19 protein-coding genes and 1 pseudogene are annotated in these 23,687 nt (G+C 72.0%); 10 read left to right on the top strand and 10 right to left on the bottom strand.

What is annotated here, in order from left to right:
* The first annotated feature begins 87 nt into the window (after nucleotides 1-87).
* Nucleotides 88-2,118 carry a Stk1 family PASTA domain-containing Ser/Thr kinase gene (gene pknB / locus FIC82_RS10525; protein WP_168731727.1) on the top strand — a complete coding sequence of 677 codons (2,031 nt, stop codon included), beginning with the start codon at nucleotides 88-90 and terminating at the stop codon, nucleotides 2,116-2,118.
* 96 nt (nucleotides 2,119-2,214) lie between these two features.
* Here the strand turns inward: pknB and FIC82_RS10520 are convergent, their stop codons facing one another.
* The 3 genes from FIC82_RS10520 to FIC82_RS10510 form a co-directional block, all read right to left on the bottom strand.
* Nucleotides 2,215-3,564: a class II 3-deoxy-7-phosphoheptulonate synthase gene (locus FIC82_RS10520; protein ID WP_154798520.1), complete on the bottom strand. Its 1,350-nt coding sequence runs from the start codon at nucleotides 3,562-3,564 to the stop codon at nucleotides 2,215-2,217.
* 13 nt (nucleotides 3,565-3,577) lie between these two features.
* Nucleotides 3,578-4,804 carry a pyrophosphate--fructose-6-phosphate 1-phosphotransferase gene (locus FIC82_RS10515; protein WP_154798519.1) on the bottom strand — a complete coding sequence of 409 codons (1,227 nt, stop codon included), beginning with the start codon at nucleotides 4,802-4,804 and terminating at the stop codon, nucleotides 3,578-3,580.
* Between the two features lie 125 nt (nucleotides 4,805-4,929).
* On the bottom strand, nucleotides 4,930-5,715 hold the full coding sequence (locus tag FIC82_RS10510; RefSeq protein WP_253691036.1) for a lysophospholipid acyltransferase family protein: 786 nt from the start codon (nucleotides 5,713-5,715) through the stop codon (nucleotides 4,930-4,932).
* A 57-nt stretch (nucleotides 5,716-5,772) separates the two neighbouring features.
* Between FIC82_RS10510 and FIC82_RS10505 the strand changes: the two genes are divergently transcribed.
* Nucleotides 5,773-6,450: a hypothetical protein gene (locus FIC82_RS10505; protein ID WP_154798518.1), complete on the top strand. Its 678-nt coding sequence runs from the start codon at nucleotides 5,773-5,775 to the stop codon at nucleotides 6,448-6,450.
* Between the two features lie 39 nt (nucleotides 6,451-6,489).
* Here the strand turns inward: FIC82_RS10505 and FIC82_RS10500 are convergent, their stop codons facing one another.
* Nucleotides 6,490-7,437: an ROK family glucokinase gene (locus FIC82_RS10500; protein WP_154798517.1), complete on the bottom strand. Its 948-nt coding sequence runs from the start codon at nucleotides 7,435-7,437 to the stop codon at nucleotides 6,490-6,492.
* A 240-nt stretch (nucleotides 7,438-7,677) separates the two neighbouring features.
* Between FIC82_RS10500 and FIC82_RS10495 the strand changes: the two genes are divergently transcribed.
* Complete coding sequence (locus tag FIC82_RS10495; RefSeq protein WP_154798516.1) at nucleotides 7,678-9,489, top strand: AMP-dependent synthetase/ligase; 1,812 nt, start codon at nucleotides 7,678-7,680, stop codon at nucleotides 9,487-9,489.
* 58 nt (nucleotides 9,490-9,547) lie between these two features.
* Here FIC82_RS10495 and FIC82_RS10490 read toward each other — a convergent pair whose 3' ends face one another.
* The gene (locus FIC82_RS10490; RefSeq protein ID WP_154798515.1) at nucleotides 9,548-10,945 is read right to left on the bottom strand and encodes an NYN domain-containing protein; all 1,398 of its coding nucleotides are present in this window, start codon (nucleotides 10,943-10,945) and stop codon (nucleotides 9,548-9,550) included.
* Nucleotides 10,946-11,097: 152 nt separating this feature from the next.
* Here FIC82_RS10490 and FIC82_RS10485 point away from each other — a divergent pair, with 152 nt between their 5' ends.
* Both FIC82_RS10485 and FIC82_RS10480 read left to right on the top strand, forming a co-directional pair.
* A complete protein-coding gene (locus FIC82_RS10485; protein ID WP_154798514.1) occupies nucleotides 11,098-12,942 on the top strand; it encodes a DEDD exonuclease domain-containing protein in 1,845 nt (614 codons plus the stop codon).
* On the top strand, nucleotides 12,936-13,217 hold the full coding sequence (locus tag FIC82_RS10480) for an Lrp/AsnC family transcriptional regulator (RefSeq protein WP_154798513.1): 282 nt from the start codon (nucleotides 12,936-12,938) through the stop codon (nucleotides 13,215-13,217). Before FIC82_RS10485 ends, FIC82_RS10480 begins: the two co-directional genes overlap by 7 nt.
* Nucleotides 13,218-13,259: 42 nt before the next feature.
* Here FIC82_RS10480 and trpD read toward each other — a convergent pair whose 3' ends face one another.
* Nucleotides 13,260-14,357: an anthranilate phosphoribosyltransferase gene (gene trpD / locus FIC82_RS10475; RefSeq protein WP_168731726.1), complete on the bottom strand. Its 1,098-nt coding sequence runs from the start codon at nucleotides 14,355-14,357 to the stop codon at nucleotides 13,260-13,262.
* A gap of 33 nt (nucleotides 14,358-14,390) precedes the next feature.
* Nucleotides 14,391-14,828 (bottom strand): response regulator, encoded by a 438-nt coding sequence (locus tag FIC82_RS10470; RefSeq protein ID WP_154798512.1) that lies wholly within the window; start codon nucleotides 14,826-14,828, stop codon nucleotides 14,391-14,393.
* A 318-nt stretch (nucleotides 14,829-15,146) separates the two neighbouring features.
* On the opposite strand from FIC82_RS10470, the gene ctaE reads away from it, so the two are divergent.
* From ctaE to FIC82_RS21085, 5 genes and pseudogenes are all read left to right on the top strand, one after another.
* Nucleotides 15,147-15,797 (top strand): aa3-type cytochrome oxidase subunit III, encoded by a 651-nt coding sequence (gene ctaE / locus FIC82_RS10465; RefSeq protein WP_154798511.1) that lies wholly within the window; start codon nucleotides 15,147-15,149, stop codon nucleotides 15,795-15,797.
* A 73-nt stretch (nucleotides 15,798-15,870) separates the two neighbouring features.
* Nucleotides 15,871-16,650 (top strand): cytochrome bc1 complex diheme cytochrome c subunit, encoded by a 780-nt coding sequence (qcrC, locus tag FIC82_RS10460; RefSeq protein ID WP_168731725.1) that lies wholly within the window; start codon nucleotides 15,871-15,873, stop codon nucleotides 16,648-16,650.
* Nucleotides 16,647-17,708 carry a cytochrome bc1 complex Rieske iron-sulfur subunit gene (qcrA, locus tag FIC82_RS10455; RefSeq protein ID WP_418884319.1) on the top strand — a complete coding sequence of 354 codons (1,062 nt, stop codon included), beginning with the start codon at nucleotides 16,647-16,649 and terminating at the stop codon, nucleotides 17,706-17,708. The genes qcrC and qcrA overlap by 4 nt, the downstream gene beginning before the upstream one ends.
* On the top strand, nucleotides 17,705-19,450 hold the full coding sequence (gene qcrB / locus FIC82_RS10450) for a cytochrome bc1 complex cytochrome b subunit (RefSeq protein WP_168731724.1): 1,746 nt from the start codon (nucleotides 17,705-17,707) through the stop codon (nucleotides 19,448-19,450). The genes qcrA and qcrB overlap by 4 nt, the downstream gene beginning before the upstream one ends.
* 278 nt (nucleotides 19,451-19,728) lie before the next feature.
* Nucleotides 19,729-20,047 (top strand): annotated as a pseudogene (locus tag FIC82_RS21085) (superoxide dismutase); the annotation flags it as partial.
* Nucleotides 20,048-20,271: 224 nt separating this feature from the next.
* Here the strand turns inward: FIC82_RS21085 and FIC82_RS10440 are convergent.
* The 3 genes from FIC82_RS10440 to ctaC are packed head-to-tail and all read right to left on the bottom strand — an operon-like array spanning nucleotide 20,272 to nucleotide 23,410.
* Nucleotides 20,272-20,670 (bottom strand): cytochrome c oxidase subunit 4, encoded by a 399-nt coding sequence (locus FIC82_RS10440; protein ID WP_168731723.1) that lies wholly within the window; start codon nucleotides 20,668-20,670, stop codon nucleotides 20,272-20,274.
* Nucleotides 20,667-22,490: an aa3-type cytochrome oxidase subunit I gene (gene ctaD, locus FIC82_RS10435; RefSeq protein WP_154798508.1), complete on the bottom strand. Its 1,824-nt coding sequence runs from the start codon at nucleotides 22,488-22,490 to the stop codon at nucleotides 20,667-20,669. The genes FIC82_RS10440 and ctaD overlap by 4 nt, the downstream gene beginning before the upstream one ends.
* On the bottom strand, nucleotides 22,490-23,410 hold the full coding sequence (gene ctaC / locus FIC82_RS10430; RefSeq protein ID WP_154798507.1) for an aa3-type cytochrome oxidase subunit II: 921 nt from the start codon (nucleotides 23,408-23,410) through the stop codon (nucleotides 22,490-22,492). Before ctaC ends, ctaD begins: the two co-directional genes overlap by 1 nt.
* Nucleotides 23,411-23,687: the final 277 nt, after the last annotated feature.

Genomic DNA, 23,687 nt, shown 5'->3' with positions numbered 1-23,687 from the left:
CAAGCGTACGGCGTGCCTCCGCACGACACCCACGCCGTGCACACGACGGTCACCGGTTCGCGACGACCGGACACCTAGACTCTCCCCGTGGCCACCGTGACGACCGATCCCCTCGTCGGCCGCCTGGTCGACGGGCGGTACGAGGTCGTCTCGCGCATCGCGCGAGGCGGCATGGCGACGGTGTACCTGGCCGTCGACCGCCGGCTCGAGCGCGAGGTCGCGCTCAAGGTCATGCACGCCCACCTCGCCGAGGGCGCCTCCGGCGCGGACTTCGTCTCGCGCTTCCGCCGTGAGGCGCGCGCGGCGGCCCGCCTCACGCACCCCGGCCTCGTCGCCGTGTACGACCAGGGGCTCGACGGCGACACGAGCTACCTCACGATGGAGTACGTCGCGGGATCGAACCTGCGCCGCACGATGCTGACCGAGCGCACCCTGCCGCTGGGCCGCACGCTCGACGTGCTCGAGGACGTCCTCGAGGCGCTCGCCGCTGCCCACCGCGCGGGCCTCGTGCACCGCGACGTCAAGCCCGAGAACGTCCTCCTCGACACCGAGGGACGGCTCAAGGTCACCGACTTCGGGCTCGCGCGCGCCGTCAACGAGGTCACCGCCACGACGACGGGCACGATCCTCGGGACCGTGGCCTACCTCTCCCCCGAGCTCATCGCGACGGGTGCGTGCGACGCGCGGACCGACGTCTACGCCGTGGGGATCCTCGCCTACGAGATGCTGCTGGGGACCGTCCCGCACACGGGCACGACGCCGATCCAGGTCGCGTTCCAGCACGTCAACAACGACGTACCGCCGCCGTCGGACGTCGCGCCGTGGATCCCGCCGGAGGTCGACGACCTGCTGTGCGCGCTCGCCGCACGCGACCCCGCGGACCGCCCTGCCGACGCCGGAGCCGCCCTCGCGCTCGTCCGCACGGTCCGCGCCGCGCTCGACCCGGCCGACCTCGAACGGCGCGTCGACCCGCCCGTGACCGCGGACGCCGTCGGCCCCGCGTCGGAGGGCGCCGAGCCCGGCCCGGCGGCGGAGCACCGGACCGCGGCGACCGCACCCCTCGCCGTGCTCAGCCTGCAGGACCGTGAGGCCGCCGGCCTCACCGAGCCGCTCGCCGTGGGGCACGTCGTCACCCCGACGACGCGACCCGGCCCCCCGCCGCCTCCCGCTCCTGCCGTCGCCGTCGGCCGCCGACGCCGAGGCCGGGTCCTCGCCTGGTCGCTCGTCGTGCTGCTCGTCCTGGCGAGCGCCGGCGGCGGCGCGGCCTGGTGGTTCTCCTCCGGACCGGGCGCGTACACGCTGGTCCCCAGCGGCCTCGTCGAGGCGTCCCGCACCGAGGCCGCCGCGATCCTCGACGACGCGAGCCTCGACCACACGATCGAGGAGCGCTACGACGACACGGTCCCCGAGGGCGCCGTCGTGGCGAGCGAGCCCGGGTCCGGCGAGTCGGTGCGCAAGGACGGCAGCGTGCAGCTCGTGGTCTCGAAGGGCGTGCGGATGCTCACGGTGCCGACCGGGCTCGTGGGCGCCACGCAGGACGAGGCGACCGCGGCGCTCGAGGGCGCCGACCTGACGGTCGGCGAGCCCGTCGCGCAGGCGCACGACGAGGTACCCGAAGGCCAGGTCATGGCGGTCGAGGACGGCGACGGCAACGTGATCGAGGAGGGCGCCACGATCCGGCACGACGTCCCGGTCGTGCTCACCGTGTCCTCCGGGCCGGCGCCCGTCGTCGTGCCGCAGGTCACCGGGTCCGCGAAGGACGCCGCGGTCCAGGCCCTGGAGGACCAGGGCCTCGTCGCCGCGGTCACCGAGGAGTACTCCGAGTCCGTCGCCGCGGGCCTCGTGATCCGCCAGGACCCCGAGCAGGGCACGGACGCGCGCCGGACCGACACGGTGAACGTCGTCGTGTCGCTCGGCCCGCCGCTCGTCGAGGTGCCTGACACCTACGGCACGAACGTCAAGGCGGCCGAGAAGGCTCTGCGCGACGCCGGGTTCGAGGTCGAGGTCCGGCACCCGCAGGGCATCAGCCCGCTCAACATCGTCTACGCCCAGGACCCGCCGGGCGGCGACGGCCGCACCGCACCCAAGGGCTCGACGATCGTCATCAACGTCTTCTGACCTCGCGTCCCGGACAGAGGGCTGTGGCCCCGCCCCGACCACGGGACGGGGCCACGGCCCTGTGCTCGGCGGGGAGACAGCCGTCTCCCCGCGCTCTCAGCCGCGCAGCATCTCCGCGACCTGGAACGCCATCTCGAGCGACTGCTGGTGGTTGAGTCGCGGGTCGACGAGCGTCTCGTAGCGCAGGGCGAGGCCCGCGTCGTCGATCTCCTCGCTGCCGCCCAGCACCTCGGTGACGTCGTCGCCGGTGAGCTCGACGTGCAGCCCGCCCGGGACGGTGCCCGCCGCGCGGTGCACCTCGAAGAACCCGCGGACCTCGTCGAGCACGTCGTCGAAGCGGCGCGTCTTGTAGCCGCTCGCGGACGTGATGGTGTTGCCGTGCATCGGGTCGGTGACCCACGTGACGGGCACGCCGGCCCGGGACACCGCCTCGACGAGCGGCGGCAGCGCGTCCCGCACGTTCCCCGCGCCCATGCGCGTGACGAACGTGAGGCGACCCTCGACGTCGTCGGGGTTGAGCCGGCGCGCGAGCTCGAGCGCGACGTCGGGCGTCGTGGTCGGGCCCAGCTTGACGCCGATCGGGTTGGCGACGCGCGACAGGAAGTCCACGTGCGCGCCGTCGAGCTGGCGCGTGCGCTCGCCGATCCACAGGAAGTGGGCCGACGTGTCGTACGCGTCGCCCGTGCGGGTGTCGCGGCGCGTGAGCGCGCGCTCGTAGTCCAGCACGAGCGCCTCGTGGCTCACGAAGAACTCGACCGTGCGCAGCGCGTCGAAGTCGGCGCCGCACGCGTCCATGAAGCGGATCGCGCGGTCGATCTCCGACGCCGTCCGCTCGTAGCGCGCGTAGGCCGGGTTCCGCATGAAGCCGCGGTTCCACTCGTGGACCTGGCGCAGGTCCGCGAACCCACCGGTCGTGAAGGCCCGCACGACGTTCCACGTCGCCGACGAGATCTGGTACGCCTGGACGAGGCGCTCCGGGTCGGGCACGCGCGCCTCGGGCGTGAACGCGTGGCCGTTGATCATGTCGCCGCGGTACGCGGGCAGCGTCACGCCGTCACGCGTCTCCGCGTCGGAGCTGCGCGGCTTCGCGTACTGCCCGGCCATCCGGCCCATCTTCACGACGGGCATGCTCGCGCCGTGCGTGAGGATGACCGCCATCTGGAGGATGGTGCGGATCTTGTTGCGGATCCGGTCGGCGTTCGCCTCGGCGAACGTCTCGGCGCAGTCGCCCCCCTGGAGGAGGAACGCCTCGCCCCGCCCGGCCGCGGCCAGGCGGGAGCGCAGCGTGTCGGCCGCGGCGGGCACCACGAGCGGCGCGGAGGCCGCCAGCCGGTCCCGGACGGCGTCGAGCGCCGCCTCGTCCGGCCACGTCGGCTGCTGGAGCGCGACGAGCGTGCGGAAGTGGTCGAGCCCGGCGTCCGTCCCCGGCTCGCTCGTGGTGGTCATCCCGCTTCCCGGGTCAGTGCGCGGCGGGTGCCGCGGCGACGAGCGGCTGGCCGATGCCCTCGAGGAGCTCGCCGAACCACTGCTGCGTGACGTCGAACGCCTTGCCGCCGGCGATGCGCGGGAACTCGATCGCGCGCAGGCGGTCGCCGTTCTCCTCGTCGTGGCCGATGACGCCGGACTCGCCGCGCAGCGCGCACTCGACCGCGAGGTCGGTCATCGACTTGATGAGGCGCAGGTCCTCGGCGTTCGCGGCCGCCGCACGCGAGAAGTAGCCGGACTTCTGCACCATGACCTTCTCGGCGCCCAGCTTGTCGGCGAACTGCTTGGCGAACCACTGGCCGGGGTTCACGGTGTCGAGCTTGACGTGGCCGAACGGGTCGCGCTGGACCTCCTCGCCCGCCGCCTCGAGCTGCGCGACGATCTCGTGCATGCCGGCGCCCTCGGACAGGAAGATGTTCACGTTGCCCTGCTCCTCCATGATCGCCTTGAGGCGCTCGGCCTCGGCGTCGATGTCGAGCGCGAGCTCCGGCAGGAAGACCGCGTGGACGTCCCAGCGCTCGCGCGTCAGGCCGAGGGCAGGAGCCCACTCCTGCGCGTCGAGCCACTTGCGGTACTCGGCCGCCGACGCCGCGGTGAGCCAGCCGCAGTGGCGCCCCATGACCTCGTGCACGATGAGCATGCGCGGGCCCGAGCGGTGCTCGCCGATGACGTTGGCGGCGAAGCCCGCGGCCTCCTCGGCGGCGGTCCAGGCGCCGAGCGACTGACGGATCGGGATCACGTCGTTGTCGATCGTCTTCGGCAGGCCCACGACCGTGAGCTCGTAGCCGTTCTCGTGGAGGTACGCGGCGAGGTCGGCCGCCGTCGTGTTGGTGTCGTCGCCGCCGATCGTGTGCAGGACGTCGACGCCGTCCGCCTTGAGCTGCTCCGCCGCGACCTGCAGCGGGTCCTGGCCCTCCTGGACGAGGCCGCGCTTGACGCAGTCGGCCGCGTTGGTGAGCTTGACGCGCGAGTTGCCGATCGGCGAGCCGCCGAAGCGGTGCAGGACGCCGGCCTGCTTGCGGCCCTCGTCGTCCACGACGATCTTCGTGCCGGTCAGCAGGCCGTGGTAGCCGTACTGGTAGGCGATGATCTCGATCTCCGGGTCGAGCTCCGTGTACCGCTCGATGAGACCCCCGACCGCGGAGGACAGGCACGGGGCGAAACCGCCCGCGGTGAGGAGGGCGACGCGACGAACCGACATGTGAACTCAGAACCTCTCGTAGGACGGATCCTGGCCGGACGGACGCGGTCCGGCGGGGTGGCGGCGACGGCGGCGGGCACGTGCCCCGCGGGGGGCACCACGAGCACTGCGCGACCGGCCGTCGCTCAGTCTACTGACGTCGCGCCGGGCTCCGGCGGCGGTTCCGGGACCTGGACGTCGGGGGCCGGGCGGCCGCCGGGGGCCCCGCCCGCCTCCGCGCCCCCGGTGTGCCCCGCGGCGAGGCGCGCCTTGGCGGTCGCGGCGTAGATGTCGACGTACTCCTGGCCCGAGAGCCGCATGATCGCGTACTGGATCTCGTCGGCGACGGCGCGCAGGATGAAGCGGTCGTTCTCCATGCCGCGGTAGCGCGAGAAGTCGAGCGGCTCGCCGACGACGACCCCGATCCGCATGGGCTTCGGGATGACCTTGCCGATCGGCTGGGCGATGTTCGTGCCCACCATCGCGACCGGGACCACGGGAGCGCCCGACTCGAGCGCGAGGCGCGCGACGCCCGTCTTGCCCCGGTACAGGCGTCCGTCCGGGCTGCGCGTGCCCTCGGGGTAGATGCCGAAGAGGTCCCCCTCGCGCAGGACGCGCAGCCCGGTCTCGAGCGCGGCCTCGCTCGCCTTGCCGCCGGCCCGGTCGACGGGGATCGTGCCGACGCCGCGCATGAAACCGGCCGTCAGACGCCCCTTGACCCCCGTGCCCGTGAAGTAGTCAGACTTGCCGAGGAACTGGACCTTGCGGTCGAGGACGAGCGGCAGGATGAACGAGTCGATCACGGCGAGGTGGTTGCTCGCGAGGATCGCGCCGCCCTCGTCCGGCACGTGCTCGACGCCCCGCGTCCAGGGACGGTACAGGACCCGCAGGATCGGGCCGACCATCACCTGCTTCATGAACCAGTAGAACAACGTTCCTCCTCGCGGGGTCCCGGCGCGGGACGTGCATCCGACTCTAGAGTGATTCCCATGGCCGCACCGAACGCCCAGCCGGACTCCCCCCAGCCCGACGACGCCCCCGACCCCGGACCCGACGAAGGCCCCCGGGACGAGGGAGGGCGCTCCCTGCCCGACGACCCGGGGCCCCAGGAGGTTCCCGCTCCCGAGGACGGGCCCCACGACGCGCCCCGCGAACCCGCCCTGGACGTCGACGCGCAGTGGGCCGGGATCGTCGCGGAGCTCGGCGACCTCTCGGGCCTGGACCGCGGGACGGAGGGAGAACGCGGCGGCCGGGAGGACGCGGGCGGCACCGGCGAGACACCCGCCGCCCCGGGACGCCCGGCCGACCCGGGGCGCGGTCCGCGCGACGTGCTCGGGTCCGTCCCCGTGGCGCCGTGGGTGCGCGCCAGCGGTCCGCGCGACTGGCCGACGACGCCCGAGGTGGAGGACCTGGAGGAGGCCGAGAGCCACTTCGTCCCGCCGGACCCGCCGCTCGTGCTCGGCCGCGACCCTCTGCTGACCATGGCGTGGGCGCTCGTCGTCGGGGTTCCGCTGCTGCTCCTCGTCGTGCTGGTCGTCGTGCGCCCGTACCCGGTGATCGTGGCGCAGGTGGGTGGCGCGGCGTTCCTCGTCGGCCTGGCGATCCTGCTCTGGCGCATGCCGCACCGCCGCGACGACGACGACGAGGGCCCGGGCGCCGTCGTCTGACGCCCGGGCCTCGGCCGCGGCGGGATCGCGTCGCCCTCGTCAGCGACGGGCGAGGTCGGCGGCGCCGACGATGCCCGCCTCGTTGCCGTGCTCGGCGAGCTCGATCCGCGCCTCGGGGCGGTGCCCCCGCGCGGAGAGCTGGTCCGCGAACGCGCGGCGCACGGGCTGGAGCAGCAGGTCGCCGGCCGCGCCGACGCCGCCACCGATGACGATGAGCTCCGGGTCGAGCAGCGCCGTCACGGAGGCCGCGCCCTCGCCGATCCAGCGCCCGAGGGTCGCGAGCAGCTCGACCGCGAGGTCGTCGCCCTCCTGCGCGGCCTGCGTGATCTGCGGACCGTTGAGCTTCTCCGGGTCGCCGCCGCAGATCTCCAGGAGGCGGGTCGCGCGGTCGGGCTGGGCGATGAGCGCGTTCTGCCCGTCGCGGACCAGGGCGCGCCCGGACGCGTACTGCTCCCAGCAGCCCTCGTGGCCGCAGCCGCAGTAGTGCCCGCCCGGGACGACGCGCATGTGCCCCACCTCGGCCGCGACGCCCCACCTGCCGCGCACGAGCTCGCGGTCGACGACGATCGCGCCACCCAGACCGGTTCCGACCGTCAGCATGAGCATGTCGGTCGCGTCGCGACCGACGCCGAACTGGAACTCCGCCCAGCCCGCCGCGTTCGCGTCGTTCTCGACGACGATCGACACGTCGTCGTCCCCGACGAGCTCGCGCACGTTGCGCGCGAGGGGGTACTCGCGCCACGCGATGTTCGGCGCGAAGAGCACGGACGTGCGGTCGGGGCTGACGAAGCCGGCGGCCGCGAGGCCCATCGCGCCGACCTCGTGCTCGGCGGTCAGCTCGGCGTACACGTCGGCGATGGCACGGTCGATGCTCGCGACGTCGTCGGGCTCGGTGTCCCGACGGGTCTGGGCGAGGATCTCGCCCTTCTCGTCGACGACACCCGCCGCGATCTTCGTCCCGCCGATGTCCACACCGATGGCGTGCATGTCCCGTCCTCACTCGCTCGGTACCGCTGGAAGTCCTGGCTCCGGGTGCTGCCGCGGGAGGGCGCGGCGACGGCGGGCCAGTGACCCAGCGCCCGGGTCGACCCGCCGGAACTCCGCGCCTGCGCGAAACGTTGCGCAAGCATCGACAGCACCTGAAGCCTACCGACAACGGCAGGTCCCGGGCACACGCCGCCACTGGGTAGGGTTCTCCCACCGTCGACTACTGCCACTGGAGCCAGAATGGACGAGATCAGCGCCCCACGGATCGTCGAAGTCGATCCCTCGAAGAACCTCAACGACCTCCTCGCGAGCCGCGTCGCGGCCGACCCGGCCGCGCCCATGGTCGAGCGCCAGTCCGGCGGCACGTGGCACGCGCTCAGCGCGCGCGAGTTCGACGCCGAGGTCGTCGCCGTCGCGAAGGGACTCGTCGCGCGCGGGGTCCAGCCGGGCGACGCGGTCGGCATCATGTCGCGCACGCGGTACGAGTGGACGCTGCTCGACTGGGCCACCTGGGCCGCGGGCGCCGTCCCCGTCCCCCTCTACGAGACGTCGAGCGCCGAGCAGGTGCAGTGGATCCTCTCCGACGCGGACGTGCGGCTCCTCGTCGTCGAGACCGAGGCGCACGCGGCGACCGTCGGCGAGGTGCGCGACCAGGCCCCGGCGCTCACCGACGTGCTCACGATCGACTCGGGCGCGATCGCGACCCTCACGGCGGACGGTGCCGGCGTCGACGACGCCGAGATCGCGCGCCGCCGTGGCCTCGCGAACCTCGACGACGTCGCGACGATCATCTACACGTCCGGGACGACCGGGCGCCCCAAGGGCGCGGAGCTCACGCACGAGAACTTCTACTCCCTCACGGTCAACGCCGTGGCCGCGGTGCCGGAGGTGTTCGGCGAGCCCGGCGGGCGCACCCTGCTGTTCATGCCGCTGGCCCACGTCTTCGCGCGGTTCATCGGCGTCCTCGTCGTCGCCGGCGGCACGGTGCTCGGGCACACCCCCGACACCAAGACGCTGCTCGACGACCTCGGGACGTTCAAGCCGACGTACATCCTCTCCGTGCCGCGCGTCTTCGAGAAGGTGTACAACTCCTCGGAGCAGAAGGCCGCCGCGGGCGGCAAGCTGAAGATCTTCCACTGGGCCGCGGCCACCGCGATCGCGTACTCGCGCGCCCTCGACGAGCCGTCGGGCCCCGGCATCGGGCTGCGCCTGCAGCACAAGGTCGCCGACGCGCTCGTGTTCAAGAAGCTCCGTCACGCGCTCGGCGGCCGCGCGAAGTACGCGGTCTCGGGAGGCGCGCCGCTCGGCGAGCGCCTCGGGCACTTCTACCGCGGCATCGGCGTGCGCATCCTCGAGGGCTACGGGCTCACCGAGTCCACTGCACCGACGAGCGTCAACCGGCCCGCGACCACGAAGATCGGCACGGTCGGGACCCAGCTCCCCGGCTGCGCCGCCCGCATCGGCGAGGACGGGGAGATCCTCCTCAAGGGCGACCACATCTTCCGTGGCTACCACAACAACGAGCAGGCCACCGCGGACGCGTTCGTCGACGGCTGGTTCCGCACGGGCGACCTCGGCTCGCTCGACGACGACGGGTTCCTGCGCATCACGGGCCGCAAGAAGGAGATCATCGTGACCGCGGGCGGCAAGAACGTCGCCCCGGCCGTCCTGGAGGACCGCATCCGCGCGCACGCGCTCGTGTCGCAGTGCGTCGTCGTCGGGGACCAGAAGCCGTTCATCGGCGCGCTCGTGACCCTCGACCCCGAGGGCCTGCCCGGCTGGGCGAGCATGCACGGCAAGGAGCCGATGACCGTCGAGCAGGCCTCGAAGGACCCTGACGTCCTCGCGGCGCTCGACGCGGCGGTGACGCGCGCCAACAAGGCCGTCTCGCGGGCCGAGTCCATCCGCAAGTTCACGGTGCTCACCACGGACTTCACGGTGGAGAACGGCTATCTCACGCCATCGCTCAAGGTGAAGCGCGGCGAGGTGCTCAAGGACTTCGCGGGCGACGTCGACGCGATCTACGTCGACGGGCCGGCGACCGTCCGCTGACGCCCGCAGCCTGACCCGAGGCCCTCCCCGGCACCCGCCGGGGAGGGCCTCGCGCTCGTCAGCGACGGCCGAGCCGGGCGAGGAGGGTCTGCGCGGAGACGCACGCCGCGCCCATCGCCTGCACGTCGTCGGCCACGGCGCGGTCGCTCGTGACGACGACGACCGGCCTGCCCACGGGCTCGGCCGCGACGAGGCGCCGGATGAGCTCGTCGGCGATCTCCCCGGACGAGAACAGCACGCGCACGCCACGCGGTGCGTGCACGGGGTGCACCGCGGCGTCGGCACCGTCGAAGCACACGGTCACCTCGGTCCCGGCCGCCGCAACCCGCAGCAGACCGCCGAGGAGCCGGTCGCGCTGCTCGGCGAGCGTGAGGTCGCCGAACCCGGTCTTGGTGACGTTGTACCCGTCGACGACCAGGTGGGTGCGCGGGACCGAGAGAAGGTCGTCGAGCAGGGCCGGGTCGTCGCCCGCACGTCCCCGGGAACCCGGCCGTGGTCGGGCCGGGGCGTCCGGCAGTGAGGCCGCGAGCTCGTCGGCCGGCGTCGTCGTCGACGGGCCGAGCGCGAGCTCGCGCCGCAGGCCGACCGCGGCGTCGACCACCGTGTCGAGCAGGAGGCGGGCCCGTGCCGTCGCGAGGTCGGCGGCGGCCGTCCTGGTCCGACGGGCCTCCTCCCGCTCGGCCCGCGCGCGGGCGAGCTCGACCCCGGCCGCTCGTCGCTCCTCGCGCACGTCGCGGAGGGCCGCCTCGGCCGCGGCACGCTCGGCGGACGCCGTCTCGTGGACGGCGCGCGCCTCGGCACGCGCGCGGTCGGCGTCCGCCCGCAGCCGCCGCTCGTTCTTGCGCGCGCCCGCGAGCTCGGCCGCCGCCGCGTCCGCGCGCGCGACGGCGTCCCGCGCCTGCGCCCGCAGCTCCTCGACCTGCGCCGCCAGGCGGTCGCGCTCGCGACGCAGGCGAGCCGCCTCGCTGCGGTCCGTGCTCTCGGCCTGCAGGGTCATGTCGAGCGCGCGGGCGCGACCGACCGTCGCCTCCCAGCCGTCCGGACGGAGCAGGAACGCACCTGCGGCGCGCTCGTGGACGCGAGCGGGCGTCGTGTCCTCCTCCTCACCGGGAGCAGGGAGGGCCCCGTCCCCGAAGACCTCGACGTCGTCGCTCGTGACGTCGCCGTCGGGGACCGCGCGTTCCTGCGGTGCCTCCGCCACGGTCCCGCGCTCGCGCGACCAGGCGGCGGCGACGGCGTGCCGGAACCCGGCGTCGTCGACCAGCGCTCGCCACAGCGGCACCGCGCCGGCCGACGCGCGCCGACGGGGCGCGAACGCACGGACACGCCGGAGCGCGACGGGGACGAGGGCGGGGTCGAGCGCGCCGAGCGCGTCCGCCGCCGCCTCGACGAGCAGTGCGCGCACCGACGACGGGACGTCGGCGGCAGCTCCGCCCCCCTCCGAACCCTCGGCCATCGTCCGCCCCCTCCTCCGCGATCCGCCGCCCCGGCGTCCGGACTTTTCGTCCCTGATCGTCCCGATTCCCCGTGCACCACCCTATGCCGTACCGCGCGCGTCTTCCCGCGGACGCCCGGTCCGTGTCGGTGGCCGTGGCTAGCCTCGCCGCCATGCCGTCCGGACCGCTCCTCGCCTCCACCCGCGGAGGGTCCGCACCACGGGGCGTCCCCGTCCAGCCCACGCTCGACGACCTCGGGACGCCGCTGCGCGACGTGACGTTCGTCGTCGTCGACCTGGAGACGACGGGCGGTTCGCCCGCGGGTGCCGGCATCACGGAGATCGGTGCCGTGAAGGTCCGCGGCGGCGAGGTGCTCGGGGAGTTCCAGACGCTCGTCGACCCCGGAGTCCCGGTCCCCGCCTTCGTGGCCCGGCTCACGGGGATCACGTCGTCGATGGTCGCGACCGCGCCGCGCATCGAGGCCGTCCTGCCGAGCTTCCTCGAGTTCGCCCGCGACGCCGTGCTCGTCGCGCACAACGCGCCGTTCGACATCTCGTTCCTCAAGGCCGCGTGCCGGGCCGCGGAGTACGAGTGGCCGGGGAACCAGGTGCTCGACACGGTGCCGCTCGCGCGCCGCGTCGTCACCCGCGACGAGGCGCCGAACCACAAGCTCTCCACCCTCGCCGCCCTGTTCCGCGCCACCGTGACGCCCGAGCACCGCGCGCTCGCCGACGCGCGTGCGACGGTCGACGTGCTCCACGCGCTCCTGGCGCGGCTCGGCCCGCTCGGCGTCACCCACCTCGAGGACCTCGCCGGGGCCACGGACCCGGTCCCGCAGGACGTGCGGCGCAAGCGGCACCTCGCGGACGACCTCCCGGACGCACCGGGCGTGTACCTCTTCCGTGGGCCCGGGGACGAGGTCCTCTACGTCGGCACCTCGACGTCCATCCGGCGGCGCGTGCGGTCCTACTTCACCCGCTCGGAGAAGCGCAGCCGGATCACGGAGATGGTGCGGATCGCCCACGCCGTCACCCCGGTCGTGTGCGCGACGCCGCTCGAGGCCCAGGTGCGCGAGCTGCGCCTCATCGCGGAGCACGCGCCGCGCTACAACCGGCGTTCGCGCCACCCCGAGCGCATGACCTGGGTCCGGCTCACGGACGAGACCTACCCGCGCCTGTCCGTCGTGCGGGACGTCCGTGCCCCGGCGGCGCACATCGGGCCCTTCGCGTCGAAGCAGCAGGCCCAGGCCGCCGTCGACGCCCTCCACGACGCGTTCCCGCTGCGCCAGTGCACGCGACGCCTCCCCGTCGTCGCCTCCCACGGCGCGACGGCGTGCGTGCTCGCCGAGATGGGGCGGTGCTCGGCGCCGTGCACCACCGTCGAGCTCGACACCGGGTACGCGGCCGTCGCCACCGGCGTGCGAGAGGCGTTCGTGGGCGACCCGTCGCACGTCGTCGCGGAGCTCGGACGCCGGATCGTCGCGCTCGCCCGCGACGAGCGGTTCGAGCAGGCGGGCGAGCTCACGCACCGCCTGCGAGCGTTCCTCACGGGCGCGGCGCGCGCCCAGCGGCTCGCCCCGCTCGCCGCGTGCGCCGAGCTCGTCGCCGCCCGCCCGACGGAGGCGGGCGGATGGGAGATCGTCGTGGTGCGCCACGCGCGCCTGGCCGCGACCGGGGTGAGCGACCCCGGCGCGGACCCGTGGCCGCTCGTCGACGCCCTCGTCGCGACGGCGGAGACCGTCTCCCCGCCCGTACCGCCCGCCCCGGCGAGCCACCCCCACGAGGCCGAGATCCTGCTGTCGTGGCTCCAGGAGCCCGGGGTGCGGATCGTCGACGTCACCGGCCCGTGGGCGTGCCCGGTCCGCTCGGCGGGGTCCCACGTGGACCTCGCCGCCACGGCCCGCGACGTCGCACGCCACGCCGACCCGGGCGACCGCCCCGACCTGTCGCACGCGGCGCCCGGCGTGACCGTAGAGTGGTCGCCAGTCGACGACCCGACCCCGGAGGAACCATGCTGACCGCCATCGTCCTGATCGACACCGACCCCGCACGCATCCCCGAGGTCGCGTCCGAGGTCGCGGACCTCAAGGGCGTCAGCGAGGTCTACTCGGTCACGGGCAAGGCAGACCTGGTCGCGATGGTCCGCGTCCGGGAGCACGACCAGCTCGCCGACGTCATCGCCGACCGCATCAGCAAGGTGCCCGGCGTCGTGCGCACGGAGACGTTCATCGCGTTCCGCGCGTACTCGAACGTCGACCTGGAGCAGGCGTTCGCGCTCGGCCTCGACGACTGACGCGCCGGCCCGCAGAGCCGGCCCGTCCGCCGCGCGAGCAGGTCAGTCGCGCGCCGCGGCCTCGGCCCAGCGCGCCAGCGCCGCGCGGGCCGCGCCCGTGTCCACGCTGCGCGCCGCGATCTCGTAGGCGGCACGCAGCCGCTCGACGAGCGTGCCCTGTGCCGTCCCGGGCAGCGTGCCGTCCGCGACGAGCCCGGCGGCCGCGTTGAGGAGCACCGTCTCGCGCACCGGGCCGGCCTCGCCCGCGAGGAACCTGCGCGCCACGTCGGCGTTGTGCGCCGCCTCGCCGCCGCGCAGGTCGGTGACCGTCACGGGTGCCATGCTCAGGTCCACGACGGGGTCGAGCCGGTGCTCGGTGACGACGCCGTCGCGCACCTCCCACACCGTCGCCCCGCCCGTCGCTGCGAGCTCGTCGAGCCCGTCGTCACCGCGGAACACGAGCGCCGAGGTCCCCCGCGCGGCGAGCACGCCGGCGATGAGAGGTGCCATGCGCGCGTCGGCGACGCCGATCGCGGCGGCGCGCGGCTGCGCCGGGTTGGTCAGGGGCCCGAGGACGTTGAACGCCGTCGGGATGCCGAGCTCCTTGCGCGCGACGCCCGCGTGCCGCATCGACGGGTGGAAGACCATCGCGAAGCAGAACGTGATCCCGGCCTCCTCGACGATGCGCGCGACGCGGTCCGGGCCGTGGTCGAGGCGGATGCCCAGCTCCTCGAGCACGTCCGCGGCGCCCGAGGACGAGGTCGCGGCGCGGTTGCCGTGCTTGACCACGCGGACGCCCGCACCCGCGATGACGAGCGACGCCATGGTCGAGATGTTGACCGTGTGCGCGCGGTCACCACCGGTGCCGACGATGTCGACCGTCGGCCCGTCGACCGTGAACCGGCTCGCGTGGGCGAGCATCGCGTCGGCAAGACCGGTGAGCTCGGCGACCGTCTCGCCCTTCGCGCGCAGCGCGACCAGGAAGCTCGCGAGCCGCACGGGCGACACCTCGCCGGACATCACCTGGTCCATCGCCCACGCGGTGGCGTCGGTGTCGAGGTCGCGGCCGGCGACGAGCTCCGACAGGAGGCCGGGCCACGTGAGCCCCGTGCCCGTCGAGTCGCTCGTGGTCGAGGCGGCGGGGTGCGGGGTGGCGGTCACGGGTGGCCCTTCGGCTGGTCGGTCTCCTGTCGGCTACCGCGTGCCGGGGGCACGCAGCAGGTCGGCGACGGCGCGCTGGAGGGCGACCGCGTCGAACGGCCGGGGCACCGCGTCGTCGGCGAGCGACCACGATGCTAGCCAACCGTCCTGCGGCCTGCCGGTGAGGACCAGGACCGGCGGGCACCGGTAGACCTCGTTCTTGAGCTGGCGGCACAGACCCATGCCGCCGGCCTTGTCGGCCTCCCCGTCGAGGACGAGCAGGTCCCAGCCGCCCGCGTCGGCGGACGTCACGACCGCGGCCGGGGTCGCGACCTCGAGCCACTCGATGTCCGGCTGACCGGCACCCAGCCGCCGCCCGACGGCGAGACGCACCTGCTCGCGCACCGTCACGTCGTCGCTGTAGAGGAGGATGCGCGGCGCGCGCGCGGACACGCTCGTGTCCCCGTGCGTCGTCGTCACGGTCGTCGTCATCGTCGTCACCGTCGCCTTCGTCGTTCCCTCGGGTGGGCCCGGGATGCCGCGTCCCAGCACCTGAGGCGCGCGCGTCCCGACTGGCATCTTGGCACGTCGGAGCGGGTCTCAGCACCCCCTCGCGCGGTGCCGGCGCCGACCGGCGCGGGACCCGGGACGAAGGGCCCTGGTCGGGCTCGCGAGGCAGTCGGTTTCATGGCACTTAGCAGCGATCCGTCACCAAGTGCAGGTCTTCGTGGGAAGATCTGGAGACATTGTGAGATTCACCGCCTCCGGGCGGCCGTCTGCGTGCCGCGAAGGGGCGGTTCGTCGGCCATAATGGCTGATGTGTCGACCGCAACGGCTGCCCCCCACGCCCATCAGCACGTGAGCGTCAACCGACCGAACCCCGTGTCGGTCGGGACGATCGTGTGGCTGGCCAGCGAGCTCATGTTCTTCGCCGGCCTCTTCGCCATGTACTTCACGGTCCGCGCCGTGATGCCCGCAGACGAGTGGGCCCTGGAGGCGGACAAGCTCAACCTGACCTTCGCGGCGATCAACACGACCGTCCTGGTGCTGTCGTCGGTGACGTGCCAGATGGGCGTGTGGGCCGCCGAGCGCTTCCAGCCCGTGCGCACCGGATCCATCTTCCAGGTGAACCGCTGGGGGATGAACGAGTGGATGACGCTCACGTTCCTCATGGGCGCGTTCTTCATCGGCGGTCAGATCTTCGAGTACGCCGAGCTCGTCGAGCACGGCGTCTCGATCTCGTCGACCCCGTACGGCTCGGTCTTCTACATCACGACCGGCTTCCACGGCCTGCACGTCGTCGGTGGTCTGATCGCCTTCCTGTTCCTTCTCGGCCGCTCGTTCTCGGCCAAGAACTTCGGGCACCACGAGGCCACGACGGCCATCGTGACGTCCTACTACTGGCACTTCGTCGACGTCGTGTGGATCGCGCTCTTCTTCGTGATCTACATCCTGCGCTGACGACCTCCCCGGGGTCCGCCCCGGACCGCCCACCCGCCCCCTGCTCCCCCACCTGCGAGACGAGGATCATTTCGTGAAGGCACTCGCCGCCCGCAGACACCACCGCTTCGCGCCGGTCGTGCTGCTGCTGCTGGCGCTGCTGGTCACCGGTGGCGTCTACGCCGCCTTTGCACCGACCCCGGCCAACGCCGAGACCGCCAGCACCGAGGACATCGAGACCGGCCAGAAGCTCTTCCAGGCCAACTGCGCCACGTGCCACGGGCCCAACGCGGAGGGCACCGCCACGGCTCCCTCGCTCGTCGGTGTCGGCGCGGCGTCGGTCGACTTCCAGGTGTCCACCGGCCGCATGCCCATGCAGATGGACGGTCCGCAGGCCATCCAGAAGCCGCGCCAGTTCGACGAGGAGCAGACGGCGCAGCTCGCCGCCTACGTCGCCTCGCTCGGCGCCGGCCCCGCGATCCCCACGGACGAGCAGGTCGACGCGGAGCTCGGCGACGCCGCCAACGGCGCCGCGCTCTTCCGCACCAACTGCGCGATGTGCCACAACGCCATCGGCGCCGGCGGCGCTCTCTCCGAGGGCAAGTTCGCGCCCCCGCTGTGGGAGACGTCCGAGCGCAACATCTACCAGGCGATGCTCACCGGTCCGCAGTCGATGCCCGTCTTCAACGACGCGACCATGACGCCCGAGGAGAAGCGGGACATCATCACGTTCCTCGTCGACCAGCGTGAGGGTTCGGCGGGCGGGCTCTCGCTCGGCTCGCTCGGCCCGGTCAGCGAGGGTCTGTGGGCCTGGATCGTCGGAATGGGCCTCCTCATCGGGGCCGCGGTGTGGATCGGAGCGAAGTCCTCGTGAGCGACAACCAGAACCCCCGGTCGCCCGAGCCCTCGCACCGCGAGGTCGGGCACCACGAGGGCCACGGCTCCCTCGACACGTTCCCGGACCCCGGTCTGCCGGAGCACAAGAGCCGCATGGCGGACCGCGACCCGAAGGCGTCGAAGCGCGCCGAGCGCCAGGTCGCCACGCTCTTCGGCATCTCGGTGATCGGCACGATCGCCGCGCTCGTCGTCTACTTCGTCATCCCGCCGGACGGGACGACCGCGGGCGTCCGCCTGTCGACGCTCACGCTCGGCGTGGCCATCGCCTTCGCGCTGCTCGGCATCGGCCTCGGCGCCGTGCACTGGGCGAAGGTCCTCATGTCCGACCACGAGAAGGTCGACGAGCGGCACCCGATCGCGAGCGACCCCGAGACGCGCGCCGGCGCGATCGCCGAGCTCGAGGCCGGCGCCAAGGACTCCGGCATCGCCCGCCGCGGCGTGCTCAAGGGTGCGGTCATCTCCGCGCTCGCGCTGTTCCCGCTCACCATCGCCGTCCCGCTCGTCGGCAGCGTCGGTGGCGACTGGAACGTCTCGAAGTTCAAGCACACCCTCTGGAAGAACGGCACGCGCCTCGCGATCGACCCGTCCGGTCGCCCCATCAAGGCGGCGGACGTGACCATCGGCTCGGTCGTGCACGTCATCCCCGAGGCCTCCCAGGAGGAGATGCAGTCCCACGAGTGGATCACGGAGAAGGCGAAGGCCGTCGTCCTGCTGGTCCGTCTCGACCCGCGCGACATCAAGTCCGACCAGTCCCCCGAGGGCGAGACCTGGTCCTACGACGGCATCGTCGCGTTCTCCAAGATCTGCACGCACGTCGGCTGCCCCGTGGCGCTCTACGAGCAGCAGACGCACCACCTGCTGTGCCCGTGCCACCAGTCGACGTTCGACGTGGCCGACAGCGCCAAGGTGGTCTTCGGGCCCGCCAAGCGGCCCCTGCCGCAGCTGCCGATCACCGTTGATGACGAGGGCTACCTGGTCGCGCAGAGCGACTTCCACGAGCCCATCGGACCGAGCTTCTGGGAGCGTCTGAAGTGACCACCAGCACCGGCACCGCCGCACCGAAGAAGTCCGCCGCGCCGACCACGCCGGCCGGCAAGGCGGCCGACTACCTGGACCAGCGCACCGGCATCGGCGTCGCCGTCAAGGAGTTCGCCCGCAAGGTCTTCCCCGACCACTGGTCGTTCCTCCTGGGCGAGATCGCCCTGTACTCGTTCGTCGTCCTGATCCTCACGGGCATCTTCCTGACGATGTTCTTCGTGCCGAGCATGTCGCTCGTCACGTACCACGGCGAGCCTGCGTCGATGGACGGCGTGCTCATGTCCGACGCGTTCGCGTCGACGCTGCACATGTCGTTCGAGGTCCGCGGCGGTCTGCTCATGCGGCAGATCCACCACTGGGCCGCCCTGATCTTCATGGCCGCGATCGTCACGCACATGATGCGCGTGTTCTTCACGGGCGCGTTCCGCAAGCCCCGTGAGGTCAACTGGCTCGTGGGCATGCTGCTCATGATCATGGGTCTCGCCGCCGGCTTCTCGGGCTACTCGCTGCCCGACGACGTCCTGTCCGGCAACGGCCTGCGCATCACCGACGGCGTCGTGAAGTCGATCCCGCTCATCGGCTCGTACATGTCGTACTTCATCTTCGGCGGCGAGTTCCCGGGCGAGCACATCATCCCGAGGCTCTTCACCGTGCACATCCTGCTGGTGCCGGGCCTGATCCTCGCGCTCGTCGCCCTGCACCTGTTCTTCGTCGTGCTGCACAAGCACACGCAGTACCCCGGCGGCGGCCGCACCGACACGAACGTCGTCGGCTACCCGCTGTTCCCGGTGTACGTGGCCAAGGCCGGCGGCTTCTTCTTCGTCGTGTTCGGCATCCTCGCCCTCATGGGCGGCACGATGGCGATCAACAACGTCTGGAACTACGGCCCGTACGACCCGTCACCGGTCTCTGCCGGAGCTCAACCCGACTGGTACATGTTGTTCCTCGAAGGGTCGCTCCGACTGATGCCGGGGCAGACGGAGTTCGTCATCGGCGGCTACACGTTGTCGCTGAACGTGCTCATCCCCGCCGTCGTCGTCCCCGGCCTGCTCTTCACCTTCCTCTTCGTCTACCCGTTCCTCGAGGCCGCGGTGACGAAGGACAAGCGCGAGCACCACGTGCTCGACCGCCCGAGGAACGTGCCGGTCCGCACCGGGCTGGGCGTCGCGTTCCTCACGGCGTTCATCATCCTCGCGCTGGCCGGGTCGAACGACCTCATCGCGACCCACTTCTCGATGTCGATCAACACGATCACGTGGGTGTTCCGCATCCTGATCTTCGTCGGCCCGTGGTTCGCGTTCTGGATCACCAAGCGCATCTGCCTCGGTCTGCAGCGCAAGGACCGTGAGCTCGTGCTCCACGGTCACGAGACGGGCCGTATCGTGCGGTTCGCGCACGGCGAGTACATCGAGGTCCACCGCCCGCTCGACGAGCAGGAGCGCTGGCTCCGGGTCAACTACCAGGCCCACGAGCCGCTCGCGATCGAGCCGGCGACGGACTCCCGCGGGGTGCGCCGCAAGGGCTACAAGAAGGACAAGCGGCTCCAGCGCCTGTCGCGGTTCTTCTACGAGGACCGCATCGAGCCGGTGACGCCCGACGAGCTCGCCGCCGCGCACTCGCACGGCGAGCACGACGCGCTCGAGGGCGGGAGCCACGAGCAGATCGAGGCCGGGGCTGCCACCGTCGGTGGCCGGCGCGACCTCGTGGAGCCGGAGAAGGGCGCCGACGAGCGTCCCTGAGGTCCTGCACGACAGTACGACGAGACCCGTGGTCCGCTCCCCTCCGAGGGAGAAGGGGCCACGGGTCTCGTCGTCTTGCACCATGCGGCGTCGCAGCATCGTCCTCCCTGGCTCCAGGCTGCAGGATCCACGCTCCACGCTCCACGCTCCACGCTCCACGCCGAGGGCACCCGTCCCGAAGGACGCAGCCGTGGGCCGGGCCCACCGTGCTCCCGAGGCCGGTCTGGGACTTGACCCCCTGCGCCCTACGGACGTCGGCACTCGATCGACACGACCCCCTCGGCGCCCACGCCGGCCATTCCGCCGTCTGGACCAACCTCTCCCCCGAGGGCGGCGGCGAGCCCACCGGTCAGATCGGCGCCGCGATCGACGAGCACTTCGGCTCCTTCGACGCGTTCAAGAAGCAGTTCGCCCCCGTCGCGGCCGGCGTCCAGGGCTCGGGCTGGGCCATCCTCGCCCGGGACCCCAGGCTCCAAGCTCGTCACCGTCCAGCCCTACGACCAGCAGGGCAACCTCACCCTCGGCCTGACGCCGATCGTGCTGCTCGACGGCCGGGAGCACGCGGACTACATCGACTACCAGAACGTCCGCGCCGACGGGCGAGCACGACCCCACCCGCCCGCGAGAACGACATGAGGGCCGCTATCCAGTGGATAGCGGCCCTCATGTCGTGTTCGGCGCGCTGTCGGGCAACAAGGGTCAGAGCCCGGTCATGGAGAGATGCGCACGACGTCGGCGTCGGACGACGCCGGAATGGCGAACGGCCCGGTCTCCCCTCCGGGAGCCGGGCCGTTCGGACGTCCGGAGGACGTCGGGTCGAATCAGTGGGCGTGCTGCCCGCGCGAGAACTCGAAGACCCAGCCGACGAGCGCGATCGCGCTGAGCGCGATCCCGACGTACACGAGCCACCAGCCCGCGGCGAGGCCGAGGAAGACGATGGCGGCGGACCCGGCGATCGCGAGCGGCCACCAGCTCCACGGGGCGTAGACGCCCTGATCTCCGGCACCCTGCTCGACGAGCCCCTCGGGGTCGTCCTCGGGACGCGCGTCGATCCGCTTCGCGGTGAGCATGAGGTAGGCGCCGATCATGGCGACCAGGCCACCGGTCAGGAGGATCGCGACCGAGCCGACGGGCTCCCAGTGGCTCCAGAAGCCGTACACGAGCCCTGCGGCGATGAAGAACGGCGTCCCGTAGAGGAACAGCTTGTACTCGACCTTCACTTCCCGGCCTCCTCGTCCGTCGTGCCCGTGCGGGGTTCGTCGACGATCGTCGTCGTCGTGGAGTCGCTGGCGGTCTCCGCACCGCTCAGGCGGTCGAGCGCGACGCTCTTCTCACCGCGACGGTCCGCCTCGCCGTAGACCTGCTCGAGCACGTTCGGGTTCGGCTCCGCGTGGTCCATGGCAGCGACCTCGGGGTGGTGCAGGTCGAACGCGGGTGACTCCGAGCGGATACGCGGCAGCGACGTGAAGTTGTGCCGCGGCGGCGGGCTGGACGTGGCCCACTCGAGCGAGCGGCCGTAGCCCCACGGGTCGTCTACCTCGACCTTGGGCGCGTTGCGCCAGGTCGTGTAGACGTTCCAGAGGAAGGGCAGCGTCGACGCGGCGAGGATGAACGCCCCGACCGTCGAGACCTGGTTCTCCCAGGTGAAGCCGTCCGACGGCGCGTAGTCCGCGTAGCGGCGCGGCATGCCCTCGACGCCCAGCCAGTGCTGGATGAGGAACGTCGTGTGGAAGCCGATGAACAGCAGCCAGAAGTGCAGCTTGCCGAGGCGCTCGTTGAGCATCCGGCCCGTGAACTTGGGCCACCAGAAGTAGAAGCCCGCGAACATCGCGAACACCACGGTGCCGAACACGACGTAGTGGAAGTGCGCCACGACGAAGTACGAGTCGGAGAGGTGGAAGTCCAGTGCCGGGCTCGACAGGATGACGCCCGTCAGGCCACCGAAGAGGAAGGTCACGAGGAAGCCGATCGACCACAGCATCGGTGTCTCGAACGTCAGCTTGCCTCTCCACAAGGTGCCGATCCAGTTGAAGAACTTCACACCGGTCGGGACGGCGATGAGCATCGTCATGAAGGCGAAGAACGGCAGCAGGACCGCGCCGGTCACGTACATGTGGTGGGCCCACACGGTGACGGAGAGGGCCGCGATGGCGATCGTCGCGTAGACGAGGCCCTTGTAGCCGAAGATCGGCTTGCGGGCGAAGACCGGGAAGATCTCGGACACGATGCCGAAGAACGGCAGCGCGATGATGTAGACCTCAGGGTGCCCGAAGAACCAGAACAGGTGCTGCCAGAGGATCGCTCCCCCGTTCTCGGGGTTGAAGATCTGGGCACCGAAGCGCCGGTCGGCGCCGAGCGCGAAGAGCGCGGCGGCCAGGGGCGGGAACGCCATGAGCACGAGGAGGCTCGTGATGAGCGTGTTCCACGTGAAGATCGGCATGCGGAACATCGTCATGCCCGGCGCGCGCATCGTGATGATGGTCGTGATGAAGTTGACGGCACCGAGGATGGTGCCGAAACCGGCGAGCGCGAGGCCGAACACCCACAGGTCTCCCCCGAGACCCGGACTGAACGTCGTGTTCGACAAGGGCGCGTAGGCGAACCATCCGAACGACGCGGCACCCTGCGGCGTGAAGAAGCCGGCCGAAGCGATGAGCCCGCCGAAGAGGTAGAGCCAGTACGCGAACATGTTGAGCCGCGGGAAGGCGACGTCCGGCGCACCGATCTGCAGCGGCATGATGACGTTGGCGAACCCGGCGAACAGCGGGGTCGCGAACAGCAGCAGCATGATCGTGCCGTGCATCGTGAAGAGCTGGTTGTACTGCTCCTTGCTCTGCACGATCTGGATCCCGGGCTCGAAGAGCTCCGCGCGGATCACGAGGGCCATGAGGCCGCCGATGCAGAAGAAGATGAACGACGTGATCAGGTACATGTACCCGATGGTCTTGTGGTCGGTCGACGTGACCCACTTGATCACGGTCCGACCGAGGGTCTGACGCCGGGGGGCGAGACCGGGGATGACTTCGGCCTGCGCGACCATCAGTGCTCACCCTCCGTGCTAGCAGTGACGGGGTTCGGGTCCTGGAGGCGGCTGAACCCTTCGACCGGGATCTGGCCCTCCTGGCCCTTCTCGCGGAGCGCCTCCATCTGCGCGTCGTACTCCGCGCGGTCGACGACCTCGACGTTGAAGAGCATCCCGGAGTGGTGCTCGCCGCACAGCTCGGCGCACTTGCCGGCGTAGACGCCCTCGCGCTCCGGGGTGACGACGAACTCGTTGGTGCGGTGCGGGATCATGTCCTGCTTGTAGAGGAACGCCGGGATCCAGAACGAGTGGATGACGTCGCGCGAGTCGAGGACGAACCGCACGGACTCACCGACGGGCAGGTAGAGCGTCGGCAGCTCCGCGGCGGTGCCGGGGGCGCCGTCGATCGTCGCGTCCTCGGTCATCGTGTCGCCGACGTCGGCCAGGTGCTGACCGGTCTCGTAGACGTCGTCGTCCACGTAGTTGAAGTCCCAGCTCCACTGCTTGCCGATGACCTGGACGGTCAGGTCGGACTCGACGTCCTTGTCCTGGATCGCGCTCATGTCGCGGTCCGTGTAGAAGAACAGGACGAGGACCATGATGATCGGCACGGCCGTGTACATGATCTCGAGCGGCAGGTGGTACCGCGTCTGGACCGGGAGCCGGTGGTCGTCCTTGCGCTTGCGGTAGGCGGCGACGCACCACAGCATGAGGCCCCACGTGATGACGCCGACGATGAGCGCGGCGATCCACGAGCCGGTCCACAGCGACGTGATCCGGGCGGTCTGGTTGGTCACCTCCCCGTCCTCGTAACCGGGCAGGAACCCGCGCTGGACCGTGTCGCTGGCGCAGCCGGACGCCACCGCAGCGACGGCGACGGCGAGGGCCGTCGCCCGCAGGATGGTGCGCCGTGTGCGGCTAGGGGGTTGCGAGTGCAAGGGGGGCCTTTCACGTCACGTCCTGCCCGTGCCCGTCTTTACGAGCCCAGCACAGGACCTTCGTCCTCGACACACGAAGCCTAGCGCGGGATTCCGCCCTTCGTGGCCCGGAACGCGCTGCGGGCGGGCGAGATACGGCACACGTCGTGGCCGGTCAGGACGGGTTCACCACACCCGCGCCGGGTCTGTCAGATCCTTGCCACACCGATGCTCAGCCCGGCGGAGCGGTACCGTGCCGGTGGAGCGTGCGGGCTCGTCCCGACGCCCCGTCGCGGTC

The sequence above is a fragment of the Cellulosimicrobium protaetiae genome, from assembly GCF_009708005.2.
Taxonomy (GTDB): domain Bacteria; phylum Actinomycetota; class Actinomycetes; order Actinomycetales; family Cellulomonadaceae; genus Cellulosimicrobium; species Cellulosimicrobium protaetiae.
Note: the sequence above shows the minus strand (reverse complement) of the source record. Positions and strands in the feature narration are given on the sequence as shown.

Excerpts from the sequence above, each read along its gene's own strand:
- FIC82_RS10520 (WP_154798520.1), bottom strand. The coding sequence starts at position 3,564 with ATGACCACCACGAGCGAGCCGGGGACGGACGCCGGGCTCGACCACTTC.
- FIC82_RS10515 (WP_154798519.1), bottom strand. The coding sequence starts at position 4,804 with ATGTCGGTTCGTCGCGTCGCCCTCCTCACCGCGGGCGGTTTCGCCCCG.
- FIC82_RS10505 (WP_154798518.1), top strand. The coding sequence starts at position 5,773 with ATGGCCGCACCGAACGCCCAGCCGGACTCCCCCCAGCCCGACGACGCC.
- FIC82_RS10500 (WP_154798517.1), bottom strand. The coding sequence starts at position 7,437 with ATGCACGCCATCGGTGTGGACATCGGCGGGACGAAGATCGCGGCGGGT.
- FIC82_RS10495 (WP_154798516.1), top strand. The coding sequence starts at position 7,678 with ATGGACGAGATCAGCGCCCCACGGATCGTCGAAGTCGATCCCTCGAAG.
- FIC82_RS10490 (WP_154798515.1), bottom strand. The coding sequence starts at position 10,945 with ATGGCCGAGGGTTCGGAGGGGGGCGGAGCTGCCGCCGACGTCCCGTCG.
- FIC82_RS10485 (WP_154798514.1), top strand. The coding sequence starts at position 11,098 with ATGCCGTCCGGACCGCTCCTCGCCTCCACCCGCGGAGGGTCCGCACCA.
- FIC82_RS10480 (WP_154798513.1), top strand. The coding sequence starts at position 12,936 with ATGCTGACCGCCATCGTCCTGATCGACACCGACCCCGCACGCATCCCC.
- FIC82_RS10470 (WP_154798512.1), bottom strand. The coding sequence starts at position 14,828 with ATGACGACGACCGTGACGACGACGCACGGGGACACGAGCGTGTCCGCG.
- ctaE (WP_154798511.1), top strand. The coding sequence starts at position 15,147 with ATGGCTGATGTGTCGACCGCAACGGCTGCCCCCCACGCCCATCAGCAC.
- ctaD (WP_154798508.1), bottom strand. The coding sequence starts at position 22,490 with ATGGTCGCGCAGGCCGAAGTCATCCCCGGTCTCGCCCCCCGGCGTCAG.